The sequence below is a fragment of the Mesorhizobium sp. L-2-11 genome, from assembly GCF_016756595.1.
In the GTDB taxonomy this organism is placed as follows: domain Bacteria; phylum Pseudomonadota; class Alphaproteobacteria; order Rhizobiales; family Rhizobiaceae; genus Mesorhizobium.
In genome coordinates this window covers 6119758-6137888 of record NZ_AP023257.1, presented here as the reverse complement: position 1 = coordinate 6137888, position 18131 = coordinate 6119758, and the positions used below count along the sequence as shown (strand labels likewise).

At 58.9% G+C, this 18131-nt stretch carries 11 protein-coding genes and 3 pseudogenes; 5 read left to right on the top strand and 9 right to left on the bottom strand.

Annotated elements, in window-relative coordinates; all coding sequences use genetic code 11:
* Positions 1 to 186 precede the first annotated feature (186 nt).
* From JG739_RS29190 to JG739_RS29180, 3 genes are read right to left on the bottom strand one after another with little or no spacing between them, the layout of a single operon-like run.
* On the bottom strand, positions 187 to 1179 hold the full coding sequence (locus tag JG739_RS29190) for a hypothetical protein (RefSeq protein ID WP_202364460.1): 993 nt from the start codon (positions 1177 to 1179) through the stop codon (positions 187 to 189).
* Between the two features lie 2 nt (positions 1180 to 1181).
* Positions 1182 to 1766 (bottom strand): RES family NAD+ phosphorylase, encoded by a 585-nt coding sequence (locus JG739_RS29185; RefSeq protein ID WP_202323991.1) that lies wholly within the window; start codon positions 1764 to 1766, stop codon positions 1182 to 1184.
* 2 nt (positions 1767 to 1768) lie between these two features.
* Positions 1769 to 2485, bottom strand: coding sequence for an antitoxin Xre/MbcA/ParS-like domain-containing protein (locus JG739_RS29180; protein WP_202323990.1), 717 nt, complete (start codon positions 2483 to 2485; stop codon positions 1769 to 1771).
* A 428-nt stretch (positions 2486 to 2913) separates the two neighbouring features.
* On the opposite strand from JG739_RS29180, the gene JG739_RS29175 reads away from it, so the two are divergent.
* From JG739_RS29175 to JG739_RS29160, 4 genes are read left to right on the top strand one after another with little or no spacing between them, the layout of a single operon-like run.
* On the top strand, positions 2914 to 3540 hold the full coding sequence (locus JG739_RS29175; RefSeq protein WP_244749621.1) for a hypothetical protein: 627 nt from the start codon (positions 2914 to 2916) through the stop codon (positions 3538 to 3540).
* Entirely contained in the window at positions 3537 to 4913 is a 1377-nt protein-coding gene (locus tag JG739_RS29170) for a 7-cyano-7-deazaguanine synthase (protein ID WP_202323989.1), read from the top strand. Before JG739_RS29175 ends, JG739_RS29170 begins: the two co-directional genes overlap by 4 nt.
* The gene (locus tag JG739_RS29165) at positions 4853 to 6103 is read left to right on the top strand and encodes a helix-turn-helix domain-containing protein (RefSeq protein WP_342215816.1); all 1251 of its coding nucleotides are present in this window, start codon (positions 4853 to 4855) and stop codon (positions 6101 to 6103) included. The genes JG739_RS29170 and JG739_RS29165 overlap by 61 nt, the downstream gene beginning before the upstream one ends.
* On the top strand, positions 6078 to 6692 hold the full coding sequence (locus JG739_RS29160) for a hypothetical protein (RefSeq protein ID WP_202323987.1): 615 nt from the start codon (positions 6078 to 6080) through the stop codon (positions 6690 to 6692). Before JG739_RS29165 ends, JG739_RS29160 begins: the two co-directional genes overlap by 26 nt.
* A 173-nt stretch (positions 6693 to 6865) precedes the next feature.
* Here the strand turns inward: JG739_RS29160 and JG739_RS29155 are convergent, their stop codons facing one another.
* The 5 genes and pseudogenes from JG739_RS29155 to JG739_RS29135 form a co-directional block, all read right to left on the bottom strand.
* The gene (locus JG739_RS29155; RefSeq protein WP_202364459.1) at positions 6866 to 7684 is read right to left on the bottom strand and encodes a hypothetical protein; all 819 of its coding nucleotides are present in this window, start codon (positions 7682 to 7684) and stop codon (positions 6866 to 6868) included.
* Between the two features lie 14 nt (positions 7685 to 7698).
* Positions 7699 to 9123, bottom strand: a complete 1425-nt coding sequence (gene dgt / locus JG739_RS29150) for a dGTP triphosphohydrolase (protein ID WP_202364458.1) — start codon at positions 9121 to 9123, stop codon at positions 7699 to 7701.
* An 848-nt stretch (positions 9124 to 9971) separates the two neighbouring features.
* Positions 9972 to 10601 (bottom strand): annotated as a pseudogene (locus JG739_RS29145) (transketolase family protein); the annotation flags it as partial.
* A 90-nt stretch (positions 10602 to 10691) separates the two neighbouring features.
* Entirely contained in the window at positions 10692 to 11102 is a 411-nt protein-coding gene (locus JG739_RS29140; RefSeq protein WP_202323984.1) for an IS1096 element passenger TnpR family protein, read from the bottom strand.
* A 172-nt stretch (positions 11103 to 11274) separates the two neighbouring features.
* Positions 11275 to 11899 (bottom strand): annotated as a pseudogene (locus JG739_RS29135) (IS6 family transposase); the annotation flags it as partial.
* A 409-nt stretch (positions 11900 to 12308) separates the two neighbouring features.
* On the opposite strand from JG739_RS29135, the gene JG739_RS29130 reads away from it, so the two are divergent.
* Positions 12309 to 17519, top strand: coding sequence for a Ulp1 family isopeptidase (locus tag JG739_RS29130; protein ID WP_446720578.1), 5211 nt, complete (start codon positions 12309 to 12311; stop codon positions 17517 to 17519).
* A gap of 46 nt (positions 17520 to 17565) precedes the next feature.
* Here the strand turns inward: JG739_RS29130 and JG739_RS29125 are convergent.
* Positions 17566 to 18131 (bottom strand): annotated as a pseudogene (locus JG739_RS29125) (ISKra4 family transposase); the annotation flags it as partial.

Genomic DNA, 18131 nt, shown 5'->3' with positions numbered 1-18131 from the left:
AGCCGGAGCAACGCGTCGCGGTGTTTTCCTATAGCCGGAATCAAGGTCGAACAGATCGAACTGTCCAGAAAGCGTGTTTATCAAATTGTAAGGCAAGGAGAGTAACAACCAATTCCGACAGGGTAAGATGGCATCATCGACCGTTCTCCATGCAGTTAGGGCGACTCGGGCCCAGCCTTGCAATTGCTATTTTGCATTTATCCGCTGTCTGCTGCGGGGGCGCGATCGACGGTCGATGAGTATGGTTCCGTCCGGACCAGGCGAAACGTTCCGCTCTTTCCGACCCTCGTACGATTGCAACCTGCCGGCTATAATTTCGAAGATCTCAGCTGTCCGACGGCTGCGTTCTTGCTCACTGTCGGGGCGTTCTAGGATGGCAGCAAAGACTTTCTGGTCAAGGCCGAAGTAAACACCGTCTTCAATTTCGCGACCAACATATCCGTCAACAACTTCTGCCTGCAGATCCGTCGTAGGTTCGTCCAGGAAGAAGGAGTATGCCTTGGCAAGCGCATCTAGCACATCGAAGTTGACAGCGCTGCCTTCTCCATTACCGGGAGGGTCGGACACGAACCCCTCGGTACCAGCGCTCCTGAGCATGAAGAAACTTGCACACCGGGTCTTTGGCGCCTTGCCATTGACCGAATGAAGGGCGGACACTTGCACGAGCGCCTTGCTCACAGCACTTGCCGTCGGCCGCCGAATCCGGCCCTTGCTTTCGAAGACATGACTCTCGGTGCGGCGTATGCCGATGAAATCGGGACGGCTCTTTGCGGCTGGCGGGGACGCGCCCGTCTTCGGGGCAAGCGGAGTAGCCGGTGAAGTCCACGAGCAACTCGACAGCCCACCCACATGGACGAGATATTCAATCTTCATCCTGTCCTGCGCGTACCAGTGGGTGAATGCCTCGCCGAGCAGGAAGGAAACACCGACCTTCTCCGACTGCTCGAGATTGCGGAAGTAAAGCGTCGTGTTTAGCGCATTGTCGAGATAGCCAGTCGCCATCGCGACCAGCATTCGTTGCCTCCACCTACCCACGACGCGCACGGCCGCCCTTCGGCTCGGATACCCCACCGTCAGCAGTGACCGGATAATGTCCGCATGCGTTGCGGTCAGTGCGACGGTTCCGTTCAGCTTCTTGAAACGTCCCGAGAAATTCACCGACGTAACGTTCCCGGCCATCGTCAGGCACCTCCCCGAAGGGAGAGGCCAATAGACTGCAGAGCTGCTATCAGGTCTGGGTGCCGCACGAGATTTATTGCTGGCGACGCGTCCAGCTTTCCCTCAATGGCTCTATCGTAAACGGCCACACACTCGGCGGACGTGAGACGGGATGCATAGAGCAGGCCGTCAATCGCGAAGGCGCCATGAATCGCCGCGCTGAGTTGTCGCCCCTGCCGGTGCTTCTTGGCTCGAGCGGCGTCAGTGCTGACTCCCAACCTGAGGAGGCCCGTGGTCCGCAGATCGAGTACCGTAAGCGGAGAAGTCGCCGTAATCTCCGCTACGGCCCACTCTTCGATCTCGCTTTGATCAAGGACACGCTTCGTCCTGCCCTCGAACCTGTCCCGGACGATGGTCTCGGCAATTGCCGTTGCAAGGTCGCGGGCGATGTAGACGAGTTGAAACGTCCAATCCGGACTTGAGAAGCGTGTGTGTCCAAAACCCATCCCCAGCGGCGTCGCCATATGCGCGGCGCGCATCACGCGTAGGTATGAACGCGGCTGAAATTCGAGAGCGAGGTCCGCGACTGTCTTGGGATCAAGCTTCACGATCAGCTGAAGTCACGTTCGGCGGCCGCAACAACCTCGTTCACCCGTCCAGCCTTGAGAAGGTCGAGGGGAGCGCCCCCGATGCTGGGCTTCGGCTGAATAAGCCATTGCCAGGCCGCGCGAGAATTACGGATGATGCTGGTGACTTCAGACATCCCCTTGACCGGCCGGCCGTCCACAAACTGTGCCAAGGGAAAGACATGCTTTCGTTCACCTTTCAGCAAGCCGATGACGGCTCCCCGTTTCTGCCAATCATGGAGTGTGGATCTTCTTGTTCCAAAGGCCTTCTCAATATCGCTCGGCCCTGCAACCGGCCCGGCCCAGTCTTCAAGGCGAACCGCTGTTACATATTCCGCGACCCTTCGCCGACCTTCCTCAAGATCTACTACGTTGCCGAGTCCCGCGCCGTGGCTGACCTCAACAGGCCTTTCAATGTCGAGCTTAATCAGTCTGCTGTCGCCTCGACCAGCGAGATCCGCGACCACTGTTTCCATTGCCTGGGCAAGATCCTTTTCATGGACCAGAATCTGACGCTGGTTCTCCTCCGAAAGCCGGACGGCTGCCGCAGTGACCGCAGCTACCATTTTGCTCTTGCCCTTTAGCGCCGATCGGGAGATTCCTGGATTGTGCCGTGCTAACACGTCAAGAATGTCGGCGACGGCCGCGCTACTCACATTAACGTGCACGCCTGTTCCAGATTTTCGAACTGTTGCGACCATGGCGGCCTCCATTTCTAAATGACATAGACATAGTCCGGATCGTCCGAATTGTCCAGATCGTATGGAGGCGGCTTGTCTTCTGGCTGTCGCAAGAGCCGCTCTGCATTCGCGAAAGGATGGGAGGAGCGCTATGTTGTTTAGGTGCGCACTCCGAGACATCAGAAAGGTCCTCGATGTCCTTTCACTGCCCTTGCGGCGCGGCAGGCGCAGATCGATTTTGCTGCCCAGCGCGCCCTGCGTGAGGCCGGTCTGCTTGCGTCCGCGGCACAGTATAGGGCGCCGAAAGCTTTTCGTTGCGGGCGTCTGGTCGGTCATGGCGAGCTTCCAGAGAGACTGCCGGCTTACCCGCGTGATGTGTGGCGCGGGTATCGTGACAAATCCACCTCTAGCGGTCATCGCTGATTAATACACATCGCCGCACATTGACAATGTCAGAAAAAAATATCAACATCTCTGACATTGGGGAGATTCTAGTGAGTGACGGTCCGCATAAAAGCCTGCCACTGCGTCCTAAATATCGGCGTGTCGCTGAATGGGCGTACAAGCCGGCATTTTCTATCTCCGAGGTCTGCGAAGCGACCGAATCCGCGCTAGTTCAGGACGCCAATATGGAAGTGCGCGGTGTGATCAGGCAGCTGATTGACATTGTTGACGGTGGCGATCTTTTCAGCAGGCAGCCGGATGAATTGCAGCGTCAGCTGCAGGAGCTGCGCGATGATCCGACGGTGCATCCACTGGCCGCAAACGCGATCGAGTGCACCCAAATGGCCGTCCAGCAAGGCTTGCAAGGACGTGATGCGGTCCAGGACGGGATTGTCACGGCCTTGAGCGAGCGTCTGCATGCGAACGCGCGAACTACTGAGGAGCACTACCTCGTCGAGCGCGGGCCAGGCGCAAGCCGCACTATCCGCAATCGCATGGGCGAAGTCAGCGCTAGAATGAACGAGAACGGCTCGTTCGCCCGTATCGCTCGTTCGCTTTTCGGTGACAGCACGGTCGCCATCACGAGAACTCCCGCCGCGCGCAACGGTCTTGACGATGGGGTTTCCCTATGAAGGTTCTTCAAGGGGAATGCCCCGCACTCAAGGTTGCCGTTATTGAGGCCGGCGGGAAAGCCAAGGAAAGTTGGCAACCGGTCGAGATTGGCAAATTCATCATTTTCAACATGAAGGATTTGGACGACTACCGTACGAAGAATTGGGACACTCGTATCTTCGACACTTTGGTCCTGAGCGCTGCAGTTGAATATTGCGACAAGACGTGCAAGCGCTCGGCATGGGGCTGGATGCGGAAGTTCGATTTAGCTGTCCCTGTCCATGATTTGGCTCGCTGGCAAGAACCCGAGGTCATCGCGGCGCTCGTTTCCGTTTTGAAATTTCTAACTGGCGATGAGTGGAGCCTCTCTTTCTACCAGCGCCAGCGGGCGCCCGAGGAAGACGTCGGTCAGCAGAGTCGTCTGGAATTTGGTGATGCCACGCGCATAGTGACGCCGTTCAGCGATGGTTTGGATTCGCGGGCGGTGAGCGCTTTGCTTTCGGCAGGAGGGCGCCCGGATCGGTTGATCCGTATCAGGGTGGGCTCGAAAAAAGATGATCGCCCCTGTCGCGACGCTCGAAAGCTTCCATTCCTGAACATTCCCTTCAGGGTCAAACCTGGACCAGACGGCTTCAACGAGTCCTCCGCTCGGAGCCGCGGCTTCAAATTTACTCTTTTGAGCGCGATCGCAGCCTATCTGCTCGGAACTCATGACATCGTCATGCCGGAAAGCGGTCAGGGCGCGCTCGGGCCTTCGCTGGTACAAACCAGTCATGGCTACGAGGACTACAGAAACCACCCACGCTTTCTCACTAAGATGGAGCGTTTGTTCGCTGCGCTTTTTGACTACAGTGTCGCCTATCGGCTTCCGCACTTGTGGAAAACGAAGGGCGAGACGCTTCGCGAGTTCGCGGCTCTTCCCATCGAGCCGAAGGAGTGGATCGAGACGCGATCGTGCTGGCAGCAAAACCGTAATTCCTCCGTAGATCACAAGTGGCGCCACTGCGGCATCTGCGCTGCCTGTATGCTTCGCAGGCTCAGCTTTCATGCGGCCGGTGTTGACGAGCCAAAAGAGAATTACATCTGGGAGGACTTGTCAGTCCCCAAGTTTGCTCGGGGAGCTGCCAAGGATTTTAACAAAATAACGGGGGCAATGGAGCAGTATGCCATCGCCGGCGCACTGCACCTTGATCATTTGGCTGATTTGGGCTCTTCACCCGCCTATCGGAAACGCATGAGCCGTCACGCGTGGCAATTGTCCGAAGTACTGGACATGTCGCATGCGGATGCGGAAGGCCAGCTCTTGGGCCTGCTTGAACGGCATGAACTTGAATGGAAGGCATTCATGAAAGATCTCGGACCCAAATCGTTCGTCGCTCGGTGGTTGGCCTGACAGCGATGAGTGAGGCCAATAATCAGCTCTCACTAGTGGAAGTAGGTGAGAGAATTCGGATCGCGCGTGAAAGTGCGGGCAAAACCCAGGCAGAGGCTGCAGAGGCAATCGGTGTGGCACGCACTACCCTAGTTGCGATGGAAAAGGGTACGCGGCGCGCAAAGATCGGGGAGCTGCAGAGGCTGGCAGGGTTCCTAGACACGAACACCAACGCGTTGCTCCGCAAGGAAGCGGTCCACGTCGAGCTAACGCCAAGATTTAGGAAGCTGACCGAAAACGAAGAGCCATCGGTTGCGAAAGCCGCCGACCTTTTGGCGCAACTCGTAAGGGCTGAGGTTGAGCTTGAGGCTCTGCTCGGTGTCGAATATGCGCGCAACCTGCCGCCTGAAAGACGCATCCTTGTTGGCGACGTTCGCCAACAGGCAGAACAACACGCTTTGGAACTTCGCCATTGGCTCGGTCTTGGGCTTGCGCCGATCGCAGATATAGTCACTCTGCTCGAGCTGCAGATGGGTGTCCGTGTTTACGCTCGACGCCTAGCGGCGAAAATCTCCGGCTTGTTCGCCTATGATGAAAAGGTGGGTGCCTGCATACTTTTAAATGCGAACCATCCAATCGATCGGCGCACTCAGACGGCCGCACATGAGCTTGGTCATTTAGTAGCTACGCGCGGAGACGCAGAGGTCTATGAGATCGACGAACTGGAGAGTTCGCGCGAGGAAAAATATGCCAATGCCTTCGCAAGGAGCTTCTTGACGCCGGCGCAGGCTGTTCGGCAGAAATTTGCTGAAGTTACGGCGGGTGCTACGAGCCTCACTCGCCGGCACGTGATCGTTCTTGCCCACTATTTCCATGTTTCGCGCGAAGCGCTTGTCCGGCGCCTTGAAGAGCTCCAACTTACGAAAAGAGGAACTTGGGATTGGTTCGTTCAGAACGGAAACATTACGGATGAGCAAGCACAGCAAGTGTTAGGTGACGTTTCGAGGAGTGATAGCCTGAAAGACGACGCGGCCAGACCAGTGTCGCTGAAGACAGGCCTGATGGCATATGAGGCGGCAAAGCGGGGGCTCCTTAGTGAGGGGCAAATTGCACGGCTCCTTCATATCGACCGGATCCAGGTGCGCGTTTTGCTAAGTGATATTGATGCCGAGGAAAGTGGGGCCAATGCGGCGACCTCAATTCTCCGGTGATCTTCCACCGAACCTAGTTGCTGACACCAGCGTCATTATTAATCTCAATGCCACTGGCGCTGCGCATGAGATCATTCGGTCACTGAATGTCAAGCTGAGTGCAAGTACGGTCGTGAGAGATGAGCTCATCCATGATCGGATTAGCGGGCGCAATGACGCCGACCTCGCTCAACGGCTGGTACAGGATGAATTGCTGCAGTTTGCTGAGTTTGACGAAAAGAGCGGGGCGATATTTGAAAGCCTGGTCAGTGGCACCGCGGAGACGACTCTGGATGACGGTGAGGCGGCGACATTGGCCCTCGCCGTATCGTCTCAGGGATTGGCAATCATTGATGAACGCAAAGCAATTCGCATCGCCACTCATCGCTTTCCAACTCTCCAGCTGCTCGCCACGGTGGACCTTTTGCGACTTGATCGCGTCCTTTTAGCGCTCGGAAACGAACGTCTCGCAAAGGCCGTGATAAGCGGCCTGAAGGATGCACGGATGGCAATCCCGGAGCGACACCATGGTTGGATTGCAGACCTTCTTGGTGACCAGATTGTCGAGTGCCGGAGCTTGCCAGCGGCACTGCGCCGAGCACCGGCCTGATCGCTTCCCAGCTTCCGTTTGCTCTCTTTGCGGTCTCAGACAGACAGTTGGGCATCGCGAAGCAAGAGATCGTCTTCGACCATCGCGGAGAAAACGCCGAATCTTCAAGCTCTTCGGCCCGGAGCCGAGGCTGTGACTGCAGGGTTGTGGTTCGACTTCTTTCAAGACCAACTTCAAGGGTTAGTATCTGGAATCACGAAAGCCGGCCGTCCTCGCCTGCGTACCGGACCCTCGGGGTGGCTCGCCAACGCCCGGGTCGGTAGACGCGCGGTCGATACCGACTTGCACTCGAGGAGGGTCTTTCCGACACCGTGCTCGTAGAGCGCCGAAATCGCGGCATCGAGGTCCGCTCCAGACGCTAGGCCAAGACCGTTATGCGTGGCATAGTCCAGGATCTCGTTGCGGCTACGCGCAATACCCTCTGCCAGGTAGTTGGCAAGCCGAGGCGTGAGCTGCTGCCGCCAATCGAACAGGATGCGCAAGGTGCGCGCAAGCGTGCCGATGTAGTGGGGGTTGGCCTCGAGATTGATATCGACGATGCCATGCTCGATGCTCGCCCAGAATCGCTCGGACCGGGTGATCTCCAGCGTGCGGCAGTGGAACAGGACTGCATCACAATCGAAGAACGTGGTTTTGACTAGGTCAGTCAGCGAGTGGACCGCGACGTAGTCATTGCTGGCCGCCCATGTCGTCTGCAAGGCCCAGACGTCAAAGTCGAAGCGGCCATACTTCAAGCGATACCCGCCGAACCGATTACGCTCACCGCCCAATTGCCCGAGCAGCGCCGCCAATGCTCCAGGGACGGCGTCAACCACGACATCGACATCCGACCTGAAGGAATTGCGGCCGTCGCGGGCGAAATCGCGTGGCAGGCCGCCGAAGATCGCACAATCCCCGACCGGACTCAGACGGTCGATAAGATCGCCGATATCGTGCCCTTGCGGCCCTCGGATGAAGTCGGCAATGTCCGAGCTGAGACCGTGGTCCAGCATATGCTGCGATGTGGTCATGCCGCGCCCCGTGCCCGCAGATCTTTCAGCAGCGAGATCGCGAAGCCGTCCGTCATGCCCGACACCATGTCCGTCATCAGCTGCAGTTCACGATAGCGGATAGGCATGCGGTTGTCCGAAGCCTCAGCGACGCGGCGGTAATTCTCCGAAATTCGGGAATAGACATAGCTGTGAAGGGGCGATGTTCGCTTCGAGGCGATATCCAGCGGATCTTTCCGGTTGGTGATGGCTGCCCAGAAGATGTCCATGAGTCCGTGAATCGTCTGATGGCCCGTCAGTTCAACCTCAAGCACCTGGCGGTGCGGGTAGATGTGCTTGCCGGCGAATTCCTTGAGCAAACGCCATAGGCGTGCCGCTTTGGACACTGCCATCAGTTCCTTGTCGAACGTGCCGGCCATAATTGCGTCCAGGTTTGTCACGAACGCATCTGTCGCTGCGACGATCATCACACCAATCGCGTTGACCCGAAACATCTGCATTGTGATGTCGTCAAGCTCTGCCGCCGACAGGGATTTCTCACGGAATTCTTGGTGCTGCTCCTTGGCCTTCTCGACTACCTTGAGAACGGCCTCGTCCTCCTCTGCCTTGTGCGTCAGGTAGCCGACGAGACAGTCGAAATTGATGAGCCCCTTCTTCGCGGCATCTTCAACATCGACGACGGAGTAGGCGATGTCGTCACAGGCTTCCATGACGAAGGTAAGCGGGTGCCGAATACCTTCAGCAAGCCCGGTTTCAGCCCAGACTTCCCTGGCGATGTTGGCTTCTGACTGGAAGAAGTTGAACTTCTTGCGAGCCAGCACCGACTTGTTCACCTTATCTGAAGGACTGGGGTATTTCATTAGAGCCGCGAGGAACGCGTAGCTCATGTTGAGTCCGAAGTCATCGTTGACGATCTGCAGCCGGGTTAGCAGCCTGAATGCTTGAGCGTTTCCTTCGAACCGAAGGAAATCTTCGCGCAATGCGGCACCATCCAGCCCTTCAAAGATCTCTGGTCCCTTGGACTTCACCCAAGATTGGATCGCATCCTCACCTTGGTGACCAAAGGGCGGATTGCCCAGGTCGTGGGCCAGCCCGATCGCTTCTAGCAGGGCAGGGACATTACGCCCGGCATTTACGGCTTCGGGCAAATTCAACTTGTCGGGATAGACGTGGACCAGCGCGGTACCGAAGCTGCGTGCCATGTTAGCTACTTCATGGCTATGGGTCAGGCGCGTCCGCACGCTGTCATGGGGGTCCAGTGGAAAAACCTGCGTTTTGTCCTGCATGCGTCGAACAGGTGTCGAGAACAGAATGCGGTCATGATCGCGCTCCAGCTCGGTCCGGTGTTCGGCGGTTTTGGCGGAGCGCTCGGCGGCCTTGCCCTTGGCCTTATCCTTGCGCCGTTGCGCATTGAGCAACTTTTCCCAATTTAGGTCAGCCAATGTCCGTCGCCCCCCGTCTTCGCTCCGGTATCGGCTCGGTGCTACGATTCGTCAATTGGCAGAACCTTGTTGCTGGAAAAACCACGCTAACAATGATCAAGCACAAACCATCATTGGCTCTCCAGCCAATTGGCGCGTCAAGTCCTATCAGTGATGTTCTTTATTTGTTCTAAATCAGAATAATCGTAGGGTCAACGGTACCCGCCGCGCTTAGCCCATTAGTCGACTTCTTCCGCGATGTGGCCTGTCATGTTCTGGCATCGAAAGTCTGGTGGGGAATCGCAAATGGGTGATGACTCCGATAGGGTCGTCAGACGAATGGCGGCTTCTTGCTGCTGAGCCGAAAGCCGACTTCCACATGGCCCGACAGTGCCGCAATACTGATCCTTCGATACGCGAATGACTTCTGGGGCAGAGAGCAAAGACGGTGCTTTCGGGCTCGATGTTCGCGTTATGTGCTTAGAAAGTCGCATAAAGGGCAGTGTGGAACTTCAGTGCTGCCTCGGCTGCCCTGCGCGCTCGACGTTTTGGTCGATCTGTCATCGCCGAACTACAGCGGGGGCGGCCCCGTCCATAGCGTGCTGTCTTGCGATTGGTCGAGCTCGCCAAGAACATGCGAAGGGAGTACAAGACCGGGATGCGCGAGGGGAGCGTTGCTTCACGAGCCATGCTCGCCTGGCTGACGCGCGATCGCTTGCCGGAGAAAGCGTCGCAGGAGCGACGCGTCAGGGAGCATTCCCGGCGCTGACCATGCCGCGGATCGCCTTCACGCTAGAAACCGCGTTTCAGGGGCACATTGGCACCATAGGGTCAGACCCCAAGCCTGGTTACGCGTCAGGACCTCGTATCTATTTCACCCACTTGCGTACGCGGTGCACGATCTCTGATGTTGAGATCCCGTAGCGGTCGTGAAGTGTCGGTAGCGCGCCGGCGTCGAGAAATTCGTCGGGCAGTGCGATCTGGCGGAAGACAGGGGTCACGCCCTCGCGCATCAGCAGGCCAGCGACACCTTCGCCCAACCCGCCGATCATCGTGTGGTTCTCCGCAACGACCACCATCCGTCCAGCCCGGCGCGCGGCGGCAAGGATTGCGTCCGTATCGAGCGGCTTGATGGTCGGCACGTGCAGCACCGCGCAGTCGATGCGGTTCGCTTCAAGCGCCTTCGCGGCCTCCAGCACGCGCATGGTCATCAGCCCGCTGGAAATGAACAGCACATCCGCACCGTCGCGCAGCAGCCGCGCCTTGCCGATCTGGAATGTGTAATCATATTCGTCGAGCACGACGGGGACCTTGCCCCGCAACAGCCGCATGTAGACCGGCCCCTTGTAGTCCGCGATCGCCTCCGTGGCCTGTTCGATGTCGAGCGCGTCGCATGGATCGATGATCGTCAGGTTCGGCATGCCGCGGAAAATCGCGATGTCTTCCGTCGCCTGGTGGCTGGGGCCGTAGCCGGTGGTCAATCCCGGTAGCTGCGCGATCGGGCCTGCGGCCCCAGCCTTGACCGTCACTGCGCGCGGCAGCCAGAGCGAAATAGGTCGGGACGAGGAGATGGTCGCCAATCGGCCGAACTAGGAGATGGTCGAAATGAAGTAGGAGCTGGCTTGACAATCATCGCCCCATACAAGTGTAGCTCGGCCTTTGATCCGAAACAGCAATTCCTGTAATTCCCAAGCGCGGTCCGGATCATCGAGGACCGCAAGGGACCGGGTGTCGCCGATTTCCGTGATGAATTGCAATGCTGTGGCGAGATCCTCATGGAGGTCAGGCCCGAGCGCCTCGTCCCTCTGCCACATCCAGGCTTCCGGTCCACCACAATCCTCAGGCGGACAGTTGCCGTCGCCGCCCGTACACGCCGGATAGTGAGCTCCGGGTTTGACAGGCCGGCGCTGCTCTAGCCGGACCTCGTGCTCCCAAGGGAAGTTGAGGTCGTACTCGTACAGGAACCGGCTGCCGTTACGCAGTTGCGTGCGGCCAACCATGCTTCATCGGAGTATGACGCGGCGGTAGCCGGTTTTCGGTTGTGCAATAGGTTTGGCAAAATTGAGCAGCAGTGAAATCGTTAGCGAAGAATCGTGCCCTTCGTAGCGTCTAAACCTAAACAACACATGACATTTCGACGTTTGAAATCGGGAAGTAAAAGCGACAATCGTGGCGGGGAACGTTAAACAGGTTGGCGATCGGGTCGTGTACGGAAACGAAAGGCTGAAGATGTCGCGCTGACTTGAAGCGCTTCATGATCCTCTCCCGCCGCGGGCCGGGTTGATGAGAGTTCTCCGCCCGATTGTTCGGGCCCTGTGCGAGCGATGCTCGACGCTTGGCATGATCTCCCGCTTCGCCGCACCGTAGGATCGAAGCTTGTCGGTGATCATCACACGCGGCGAACGGCCTTGGCCTTCAGAAGCTTTCGCATCAAGCGCTTTGCCGCCTTGACATTGCGACGGCTTTGCACCGACACGTCGAGAACAAACCCGTCCTGATCAACGGCGCGCCAAAGCCAGTGTTTCTTTCCACCGATGGTGATGGCAACTTCATCGAGATGCCATGTGTCGCCGAGCTTGCCGGCCGATCACTTCCGGATATCATTTGGCAAAGTGTCTGCCAAATTTTTCAGCCCAAAGTCGCACGGTCTCTGGCGAGAGACGATGACGCCACGAGCTGCCGGCATATCCTCGACCATCCGCAGGCTAAGCGGAAACCGGAAATAGAGCCAAACGGCACGGGCAATCACCTGCGCCGGAAATCGGTGGCGACGATAATCACGGGAAAATCTGGTCATGCCGCCAGATCCCACATTTTGATCGATGCCCGGTTAACGTTACGGTGCCCGTCAGCTTGTCGTAAGCCAACCCGCCTAGCATGGGTCATCCAGATGACACTGAAGGTTAAGCGCCCGTCTCGCGTATCCCGTCCCTTGGCGATCAGAAACTCCACTACAGGTGAACGGCTATGGGAATTTGCATCTCCAAATCCTCCGGATCGACTCGACATGCCACATATGACACGGAAGAGTCGCAAGGCAGACAGGCGCCCTCCCGGAGCCGGCACCCTTGACGGAAGCAGAGGAGGGATTCTCCGCAGAATCTCGACTCGATGAGCCGCTGCGCGGATTGGCGCAGGACTTTGACGATACAGTTTGATGCGAGGCTAGTGTGGACCAGCGAAAAATTACATCCCGTGTAACAGCTTTGCCGCAGGTGCAGGACGCCGGCTTGGAAGAGGGGCAAGCGGTCCAGGCCCGGCAAGTGGGCTTTGAGCAGCACCTTGCCGAGGCCCGGAGGCTGTTCGATCAAGCTGACGAGTCGCCAACCAATCCAGAGGAGCTTCTGCGACTGGAACAGGGGTTCCGCGAAGTGCTTCAGCGACGGCAGGATGATCAAGTGGCCGAGGCGCTCCGGCCGCTGTTCGATGATCGAGCTGACGAGCCGCCAGCCAATCCAGAGGAGCTTCTGCGACTGGAACAGGGGTTCCGCGAAGTGCTTCAGCGACGGCAGGATGATCAAGCCGTCTCGTCTTTTTTCAGCGACCCAGGGATGCCCGCTGGACCGGGTGACCACAACAGCATCGTGACGGACGCTTTCGCAGCGGCCGGCTCTGGGCACGCCGGAGTTGAGGCCGCCGCCCCGCCAGTCTTGGCTGCCAGCCAACAGCAGATCCGGCCCTCGCCGGATGCGCTTGACCAGGGCAACCACCTGCCACCCCAGGGGGGCATCATCAACAATGAACATTCGACGGCGCCGTTGCGGCCAGCGAAGAGGCAGAGGGCCGTGGATAGGCCGCAAGCCGTCGCCATTCAGCAGCAGCTGAGCGAAATCGGCAATTCAGGCGGCCGCGTGCCGATACAGCCCCCCACGCAGCAGTTGGGTGAATTGCCATTGCAAGGGGTACCGGTTCAAGGGACAGGGTCCGAACACATCGGAAGGCTGCATGCGGTGGCCGCGCCCTCAGCAAGGTCCGAGGCGCCCCCGGCTGCGATCGAGGACTCCATAAACGTTTCGTTCGCCGTCCCCAAAGACTTTTCCCATGGGACTCAACGCGTCCCAGACGCGATGCTCCCTTTCTTGGACCGCCCTGGCCCCTTGCCGGATGCTGGCCAAGCGCGGCAAGCGGGCTTTGAGCAGCACGTGGCCGAGCCGCGCCGAGCCGACCCGGTTGCGAGTGGCGCCCGTGCTTCCCGCTATCACCATCTGTCCGACGAACACCGGGACCTTATTGATAGAGCGATCGCCCACTCCCAGGAAAAATATAGCGAGACCACGGCCCGAAAATACACGTTTGCACTTAGCCGGTTGGCGAATGATCTCAGCGCTCGTGGCCAAGCAATCGATCTAAGAAATCACAAATCCCTGGTCGATCACGTCGGTGCTTTCTTTCCGAAAGACGTTGATATGAAGAGCGCTTTGAAGGCCCTGCGTGCGTATCATGAGCCGGGCTATTCAGCGACTGCTGGCGGCCCTGCTGCCAGCTATCCCCATCTGTCCGCCGAACACCGGGACGTTATTGACAAGGCGATCGACCGCGCTGCGGCTCAGCAAAACCAGAGCGCGGACACGCTGCGAATATACTCGAATGCGCTTCGCCGATTGGCGAATGATCTCGGCGCTCGTGGCCAAGCGACTGATCTAAAAAATCACCAATCCCTGGTCGATCACCTCGATACTTTCTTTCCGAATGACCAGAACATTAAAACGGCGTTGAACGTCCTACGTGCGTATCATGATCCGGGCAATGCAGCGACTGGCTGGTGGCCAGCGGCGGTGCCGTCAAAGGCAGATGCGCGTATCCTGGAAAAATTAAGCAGTGACAGCGGGTTGGCCTTAAGCACCCGTGTCGTCTATGGTCGTCTTCTTCGCAGATTTTCTGAGGAGCTCGAGAGTCGGGGCCAGACGATCTCTGGGCTGGATCACAATTCGCGGACCGAACTCGCCGAGGCGTTGTTTCCAGGCAACAAGAAACTCCGCTTCGCGCTGCAGCGGGTTCACAATGCGGAGGTTCCCGAGGCCTTGCGGCCGCTGTTCGATAATCGAGCTGACAAGCCGCCAACCAATCCAGAGGAGCTTCTGCGACTGGAACAGGGGTTCCGCGAAGTGCTTCAGCAGCGGCAGGGTGATCAAGCCGCCTCGTCTTTGTTCGGCAACCCAGGGATGCCCGCTGGACCGGAGGATCCTAACAGAAGCGTGTCGGACGCTTTCGCAAGCTCTGGGCACGCCGGAGTTGAGGCCGCCGCCCCGCCAGTCTTGGCTGCCAGCCAACAGCAGATCCGGCCCTGGCCGGATGCGTTTGACCAAGGCAACCACCTGCCACCCGAGCGGGTGATCATCAACAATGAACATGACACAGCGCTGTTGCGGCCAGCGGAGAGGCAGAGGGCCCTGAATACGCCGCAAGCCGCCGCCATTCAGCAGCCGCTGAGCGAAATCGGCAATTCAGGCGGCCGCGTGCCGATGCAGCCCCCCACGCAGCAGTTGGGTGAATTGCCATTGGAAGGGGTACCGGTTCAACGGACAGGGTCCGAACACATCGGAAGGCTGCATGCGGAGGCCGCGCCCTCCGCAAGGGCTGAGGCACCCCCCGCTGCCATCGAGAACTCCATAAACGTCTCATTCGCCGTCCCCAAAGGCTTCTCCCATGGGACTCAACGCGTCCCAGACGCGATGCTCTCTTTCTTGGACCGCCCTGGCCCCTTGCCGGATGCTGGCCAAGCGCGGCAAGCGGGTTTTGAGCAGCACGTGGCCGAGCCGCGCCGAGCCGAACCTGTCGCGAGTGGCGCCCGTGCCACCGGCTATCGCCATTTGTCCGACGAACACCGCGACCTTATCGATAAGGCGATCGCCCACGCCGCGGCTCAGCAAAAATATAGCGAGAGCACGGTCCTAAAATACAGGTATGCACTTCGCCGATTGGCAAATGATCTCGGCGCTCGTGGCCAAGCGACTGATCTAAAAAATCACCAATCCCTGGTCGATCACCTCGATGCTTTCTTTCCGAAAAACGATGATATGAAGAGGGCGTTGAACGTCCTGCGTGCCTATCATGAGCCGGGCTATTCAGCGACTGTTGGTGCCCCGGCTAACCGCTATCCCCACTTGTCCGACGAACACCGGGACGTGATTGATAAGGCGATCGCCCATGCTGAGGCTCAGCAACACCATAGGGCGCCGACGCTCCGAATATACTCGAATGCGCTTCGCCGATTGGCGAATGATCTCGGTGCTCGTGGCCAAGCGACTGATCTAAAAAATCACCAATCCCTGGTCGATCACCTCAATACCTTCTTTCCGAAAGACACTGACATAAGGGATATAAGGCCGGCGTTGAACGTCCTGCGTGCGTATCATGAGCCGGGCTATTCAGCGACTGGCCGGTGGCCAGTGACGGTGCCTTCAAAGGCAGATGCGCATGTCTTGGAACAAGTGACCAGTGACAGCAGCTTGGCCCCAAGCACCCGTGTTGTCTATGGTCATAGTCTTCGCAGATTTTCTGAGGCGCTTGACAGGCGGGGCCGGACGATCTCTGGGCTGGATCATGATTCGCGGATCGAATTCGCCGAGGTGTTGTTTCCAGGCAACCATTATCTCCGCTGGGCGCTTGAACGGGTTCGCGATGCGAAGCCTGCGTCAGACAGGATCGTGGCGGACGCTTTGGCAGCGGCCGGCTCTGGGCACGCCGGAGTTGAGGCCGCCGCCCCGCCAGTCTTGGCTGCCAGCCAACAGCAGATCCGGCCCTGGCCGGATGCGCTTGACCAGGGCAACCTCCTGCCACCCGAGCGGTTCATCATCAACAATGAACATTCGACGGCGCCGTTGCGGCCGGCGGAGAGGCAGAGGGCCCTGAATACGCCGCAAGCCGCCGCCATTCAGCAGCAGCCGAGCGAAATCGGCAATTCAGGCGGCCGCATGCCGATGCAGCCCCCCATGCGGCAATTGGGTGAATTGCCATTGCAAGGGGTACCGGTTCAAGGGACAGGGTCCGAACACATCGGAAGGCTGCATGCGGGGGCCGCGCCCTCAGCAAGGTCCGAGGCGCCCCCGGCTGCGATCGAGGACTCCATAAATGTTTCGTTCGCCGTGCCCAAAGGCTTCTCCCATGGGACTCAACGCGTCCCAGAGGCGATGCTCTCTTCCTTGTACCATTATGGCCTCTTGCCGGACGCGGACAAGCCGGAATGGAACTACGAGATTAAAGGCCACGGCTACACCGCCCGGAGGCCAGAGGAGGGCAACGACGTTTGGCTCCTCCATCGCGGAGCGATAAGGGAAGCTGGAGCGGCAGCAGTACCGGCAAGGGCTCCGGGACCCGCCTTGCCAGCGACCGCCAGGCTCTCAGACACCCATCTCGGGGTTCCGTTGGTCGATCTGACCACCTCCTCCGATGCACACATCGAAGCCCTTCCGTCAGGCTCGTCCAATCTCCCCCGGGGGGCGGTGCTCGGGGCCACCCAACTGCTGGGCGACGAACATATCCAGAGGGATTACGAATTCCTCGAGCAGCAGCTGCAGCAGGCCGATCCAGCGCTCGCCGCCCGGACGCGGCTGGTCGATCCGTCGGTCTCCCATCTGCTGCGCCACATGGAGCAGCAAGACGCGCGAGGCACATTGCAGTCGATTTATAATCGAAACGCCGGCCCATCCGACTTCCTGTTCGTGCCAGTGAACGATGGGGTGGGTATTGACCGCGGCACCCATTGGTCGCTGCTCCTCGTAGATCGCCGCGATCCGGAAAGAGCGGTCGCCTATCACTACGACTCCATCCAGCAAAATGAACAGCGATACAACGACGCGCCTGCACGAAAGCTCGCTACAAGACTGGACGCGACCCTGGTAACACCCGACATGGCGCAGCAGAAAAACGCTGTTGACTGCGGCGTCTTCGTGGTGGACGGCACGCGCGAGCTGGTTCGTCGATTGGCGAACGAAGAGCGGCCAGACCAGCAGCTGCCGCTGCACCTCAACTACCTCGTCGCCGATCGGCAGGCGCTGCAAAACCGACTGAGAGAGGGGCGCTTGCCGCACGAGCTTGCCGCAAGCCCTGCCGAAGCTTTGGCAGCACCCGGGTCGCAGGTGCAACACGCCGCCTTGCAAGAGCAGCAAGCCAGACAGGTCGCGCCAGCGCCGTTGGAACGGCACTTGGGCAAGACGCGCGAGGCCGAGGACAAGCTGACGAGTACACTGGACAGGAGCAACCGCGTGAACAGCGGGGGCGTCGTCATCAACACTGAACGTTACACAGCGCCGTTGAGACCGGCGAAAAGGCAGAGGACTGACAATTCGCAAAGCCTCGCCATCGGGCGGCAGCCGAGCGAAGCAAACACAACGTCCATCGGCCAAGCCTCCGATCAAGCCCGAGCGGACCTAATGGCTTCCTCCAGAAGCAGAGAGCGCTCCGACGCGGGACGTTGAGCTCGATGGCTGGGATGAACCAGAACAGCTCTTTGCCGACGGAGAGGCTGATGCGATCTCCGGCCCGGTAGCTCTCGCCGTAATTGATCAGGCTGGCACTGTTGGAAGGCGATGTAGGCCTGGAACTCGCCGATTGGGGGTCAGGAACTTGCGCATGTTCGGCTAGCCTGTGTCGAGACTTTCCGCGTCGAGCTGCAGCTCGGCGATTTCGTCACAGATGCCATTTGATCCTGCGCAAGGTTGCAAGCAGGTCCTGTCCGGTCTGCTCGTCGTGGTTGTCGAGCCCTTGCACGAACTGGCGAAAAACCGTGATGCGCATGGTGATATGGAACCAGTCGAGGACATGCTCGCGCCGGTGCGATCATTTCCGCGAGCGAGCGGACTTCTTCCCCCCGTCGGTGATTAAGGTAATATCCTGATTGGCCCGGACGCCCTGCTTCTTGAGATGGTCGAGAATGCGCCGTTGCAGCTCGCGATCATAGCCGTGGACGAAACCGATGTAGCGCGGAGCGCCGTCTTCAGGCAGCGAGCGGCCTACGATCAGCTCGAATTTTCTTCCGGTCGTCACGGTGGCGGATGTACTCGGGAACCGGGCAGGTTCATCCAGTCGCG

Bases quoted from the DNA above. Each gene is read 5' to 3' on its own strand.
- JG739_RS29190 (WP_202364460.1), bottom strand. From the start codon at position 1,179: ATGGCCGGGAACGTTACGTCGGTGAATTTCTCGGGACGTTTCAAGAAG.
- JG739_RS29180 (WP_202323990.1), bottom strand. From the start codon at position 2,485: ATGGTCGCAACAGTTCGAAAATCTGGAACAGGCGTGCACGTTAATGTG.
- JG739_RS29175 (WP_244749621.1), top strand. From the start codon at position 2,914: ATGTCAGAAAAAAATATCAACATCTCTGACATTGGGGAGATTCTAGTG.
- JG739_RS29170 (WP_202323989.1), top strand. From the start codon at position 3,537: ATGAAGGTTCTTCAAGGGGAATGCCCCGCACTCAAGGTTGCCGTTATT.
- JG739_RS29165 (WP_342215816.1), top strand. From the start codon at position 4,853: ATGGAAGGCATTCATGAAAGATCTCGGACCCAAATCGTTCGTCGCTCG.
- JG739_RS29160 (WP_202323987.1), top strand. From the start codon at position 6,078: ATGCGGCGACCTCAATTCTCCGGTGATCTTCCACCGAACCTAGTTGCT.
- JG739_RS29155 (WP_202364459.1), bottom strand. From the start codon at position 7,684: ATGCTGGACCACGGTCTCAGCTCGGACATTGCCGACTTCATCCGAGGG.
- JG739_RS29140 (WP_202323984.1), bottom strand. From the start codon at position 11,102: ATGGTTGGCCGCACGCAACTGCGTAACGGCAGCCGGTTCCTGTACGAG.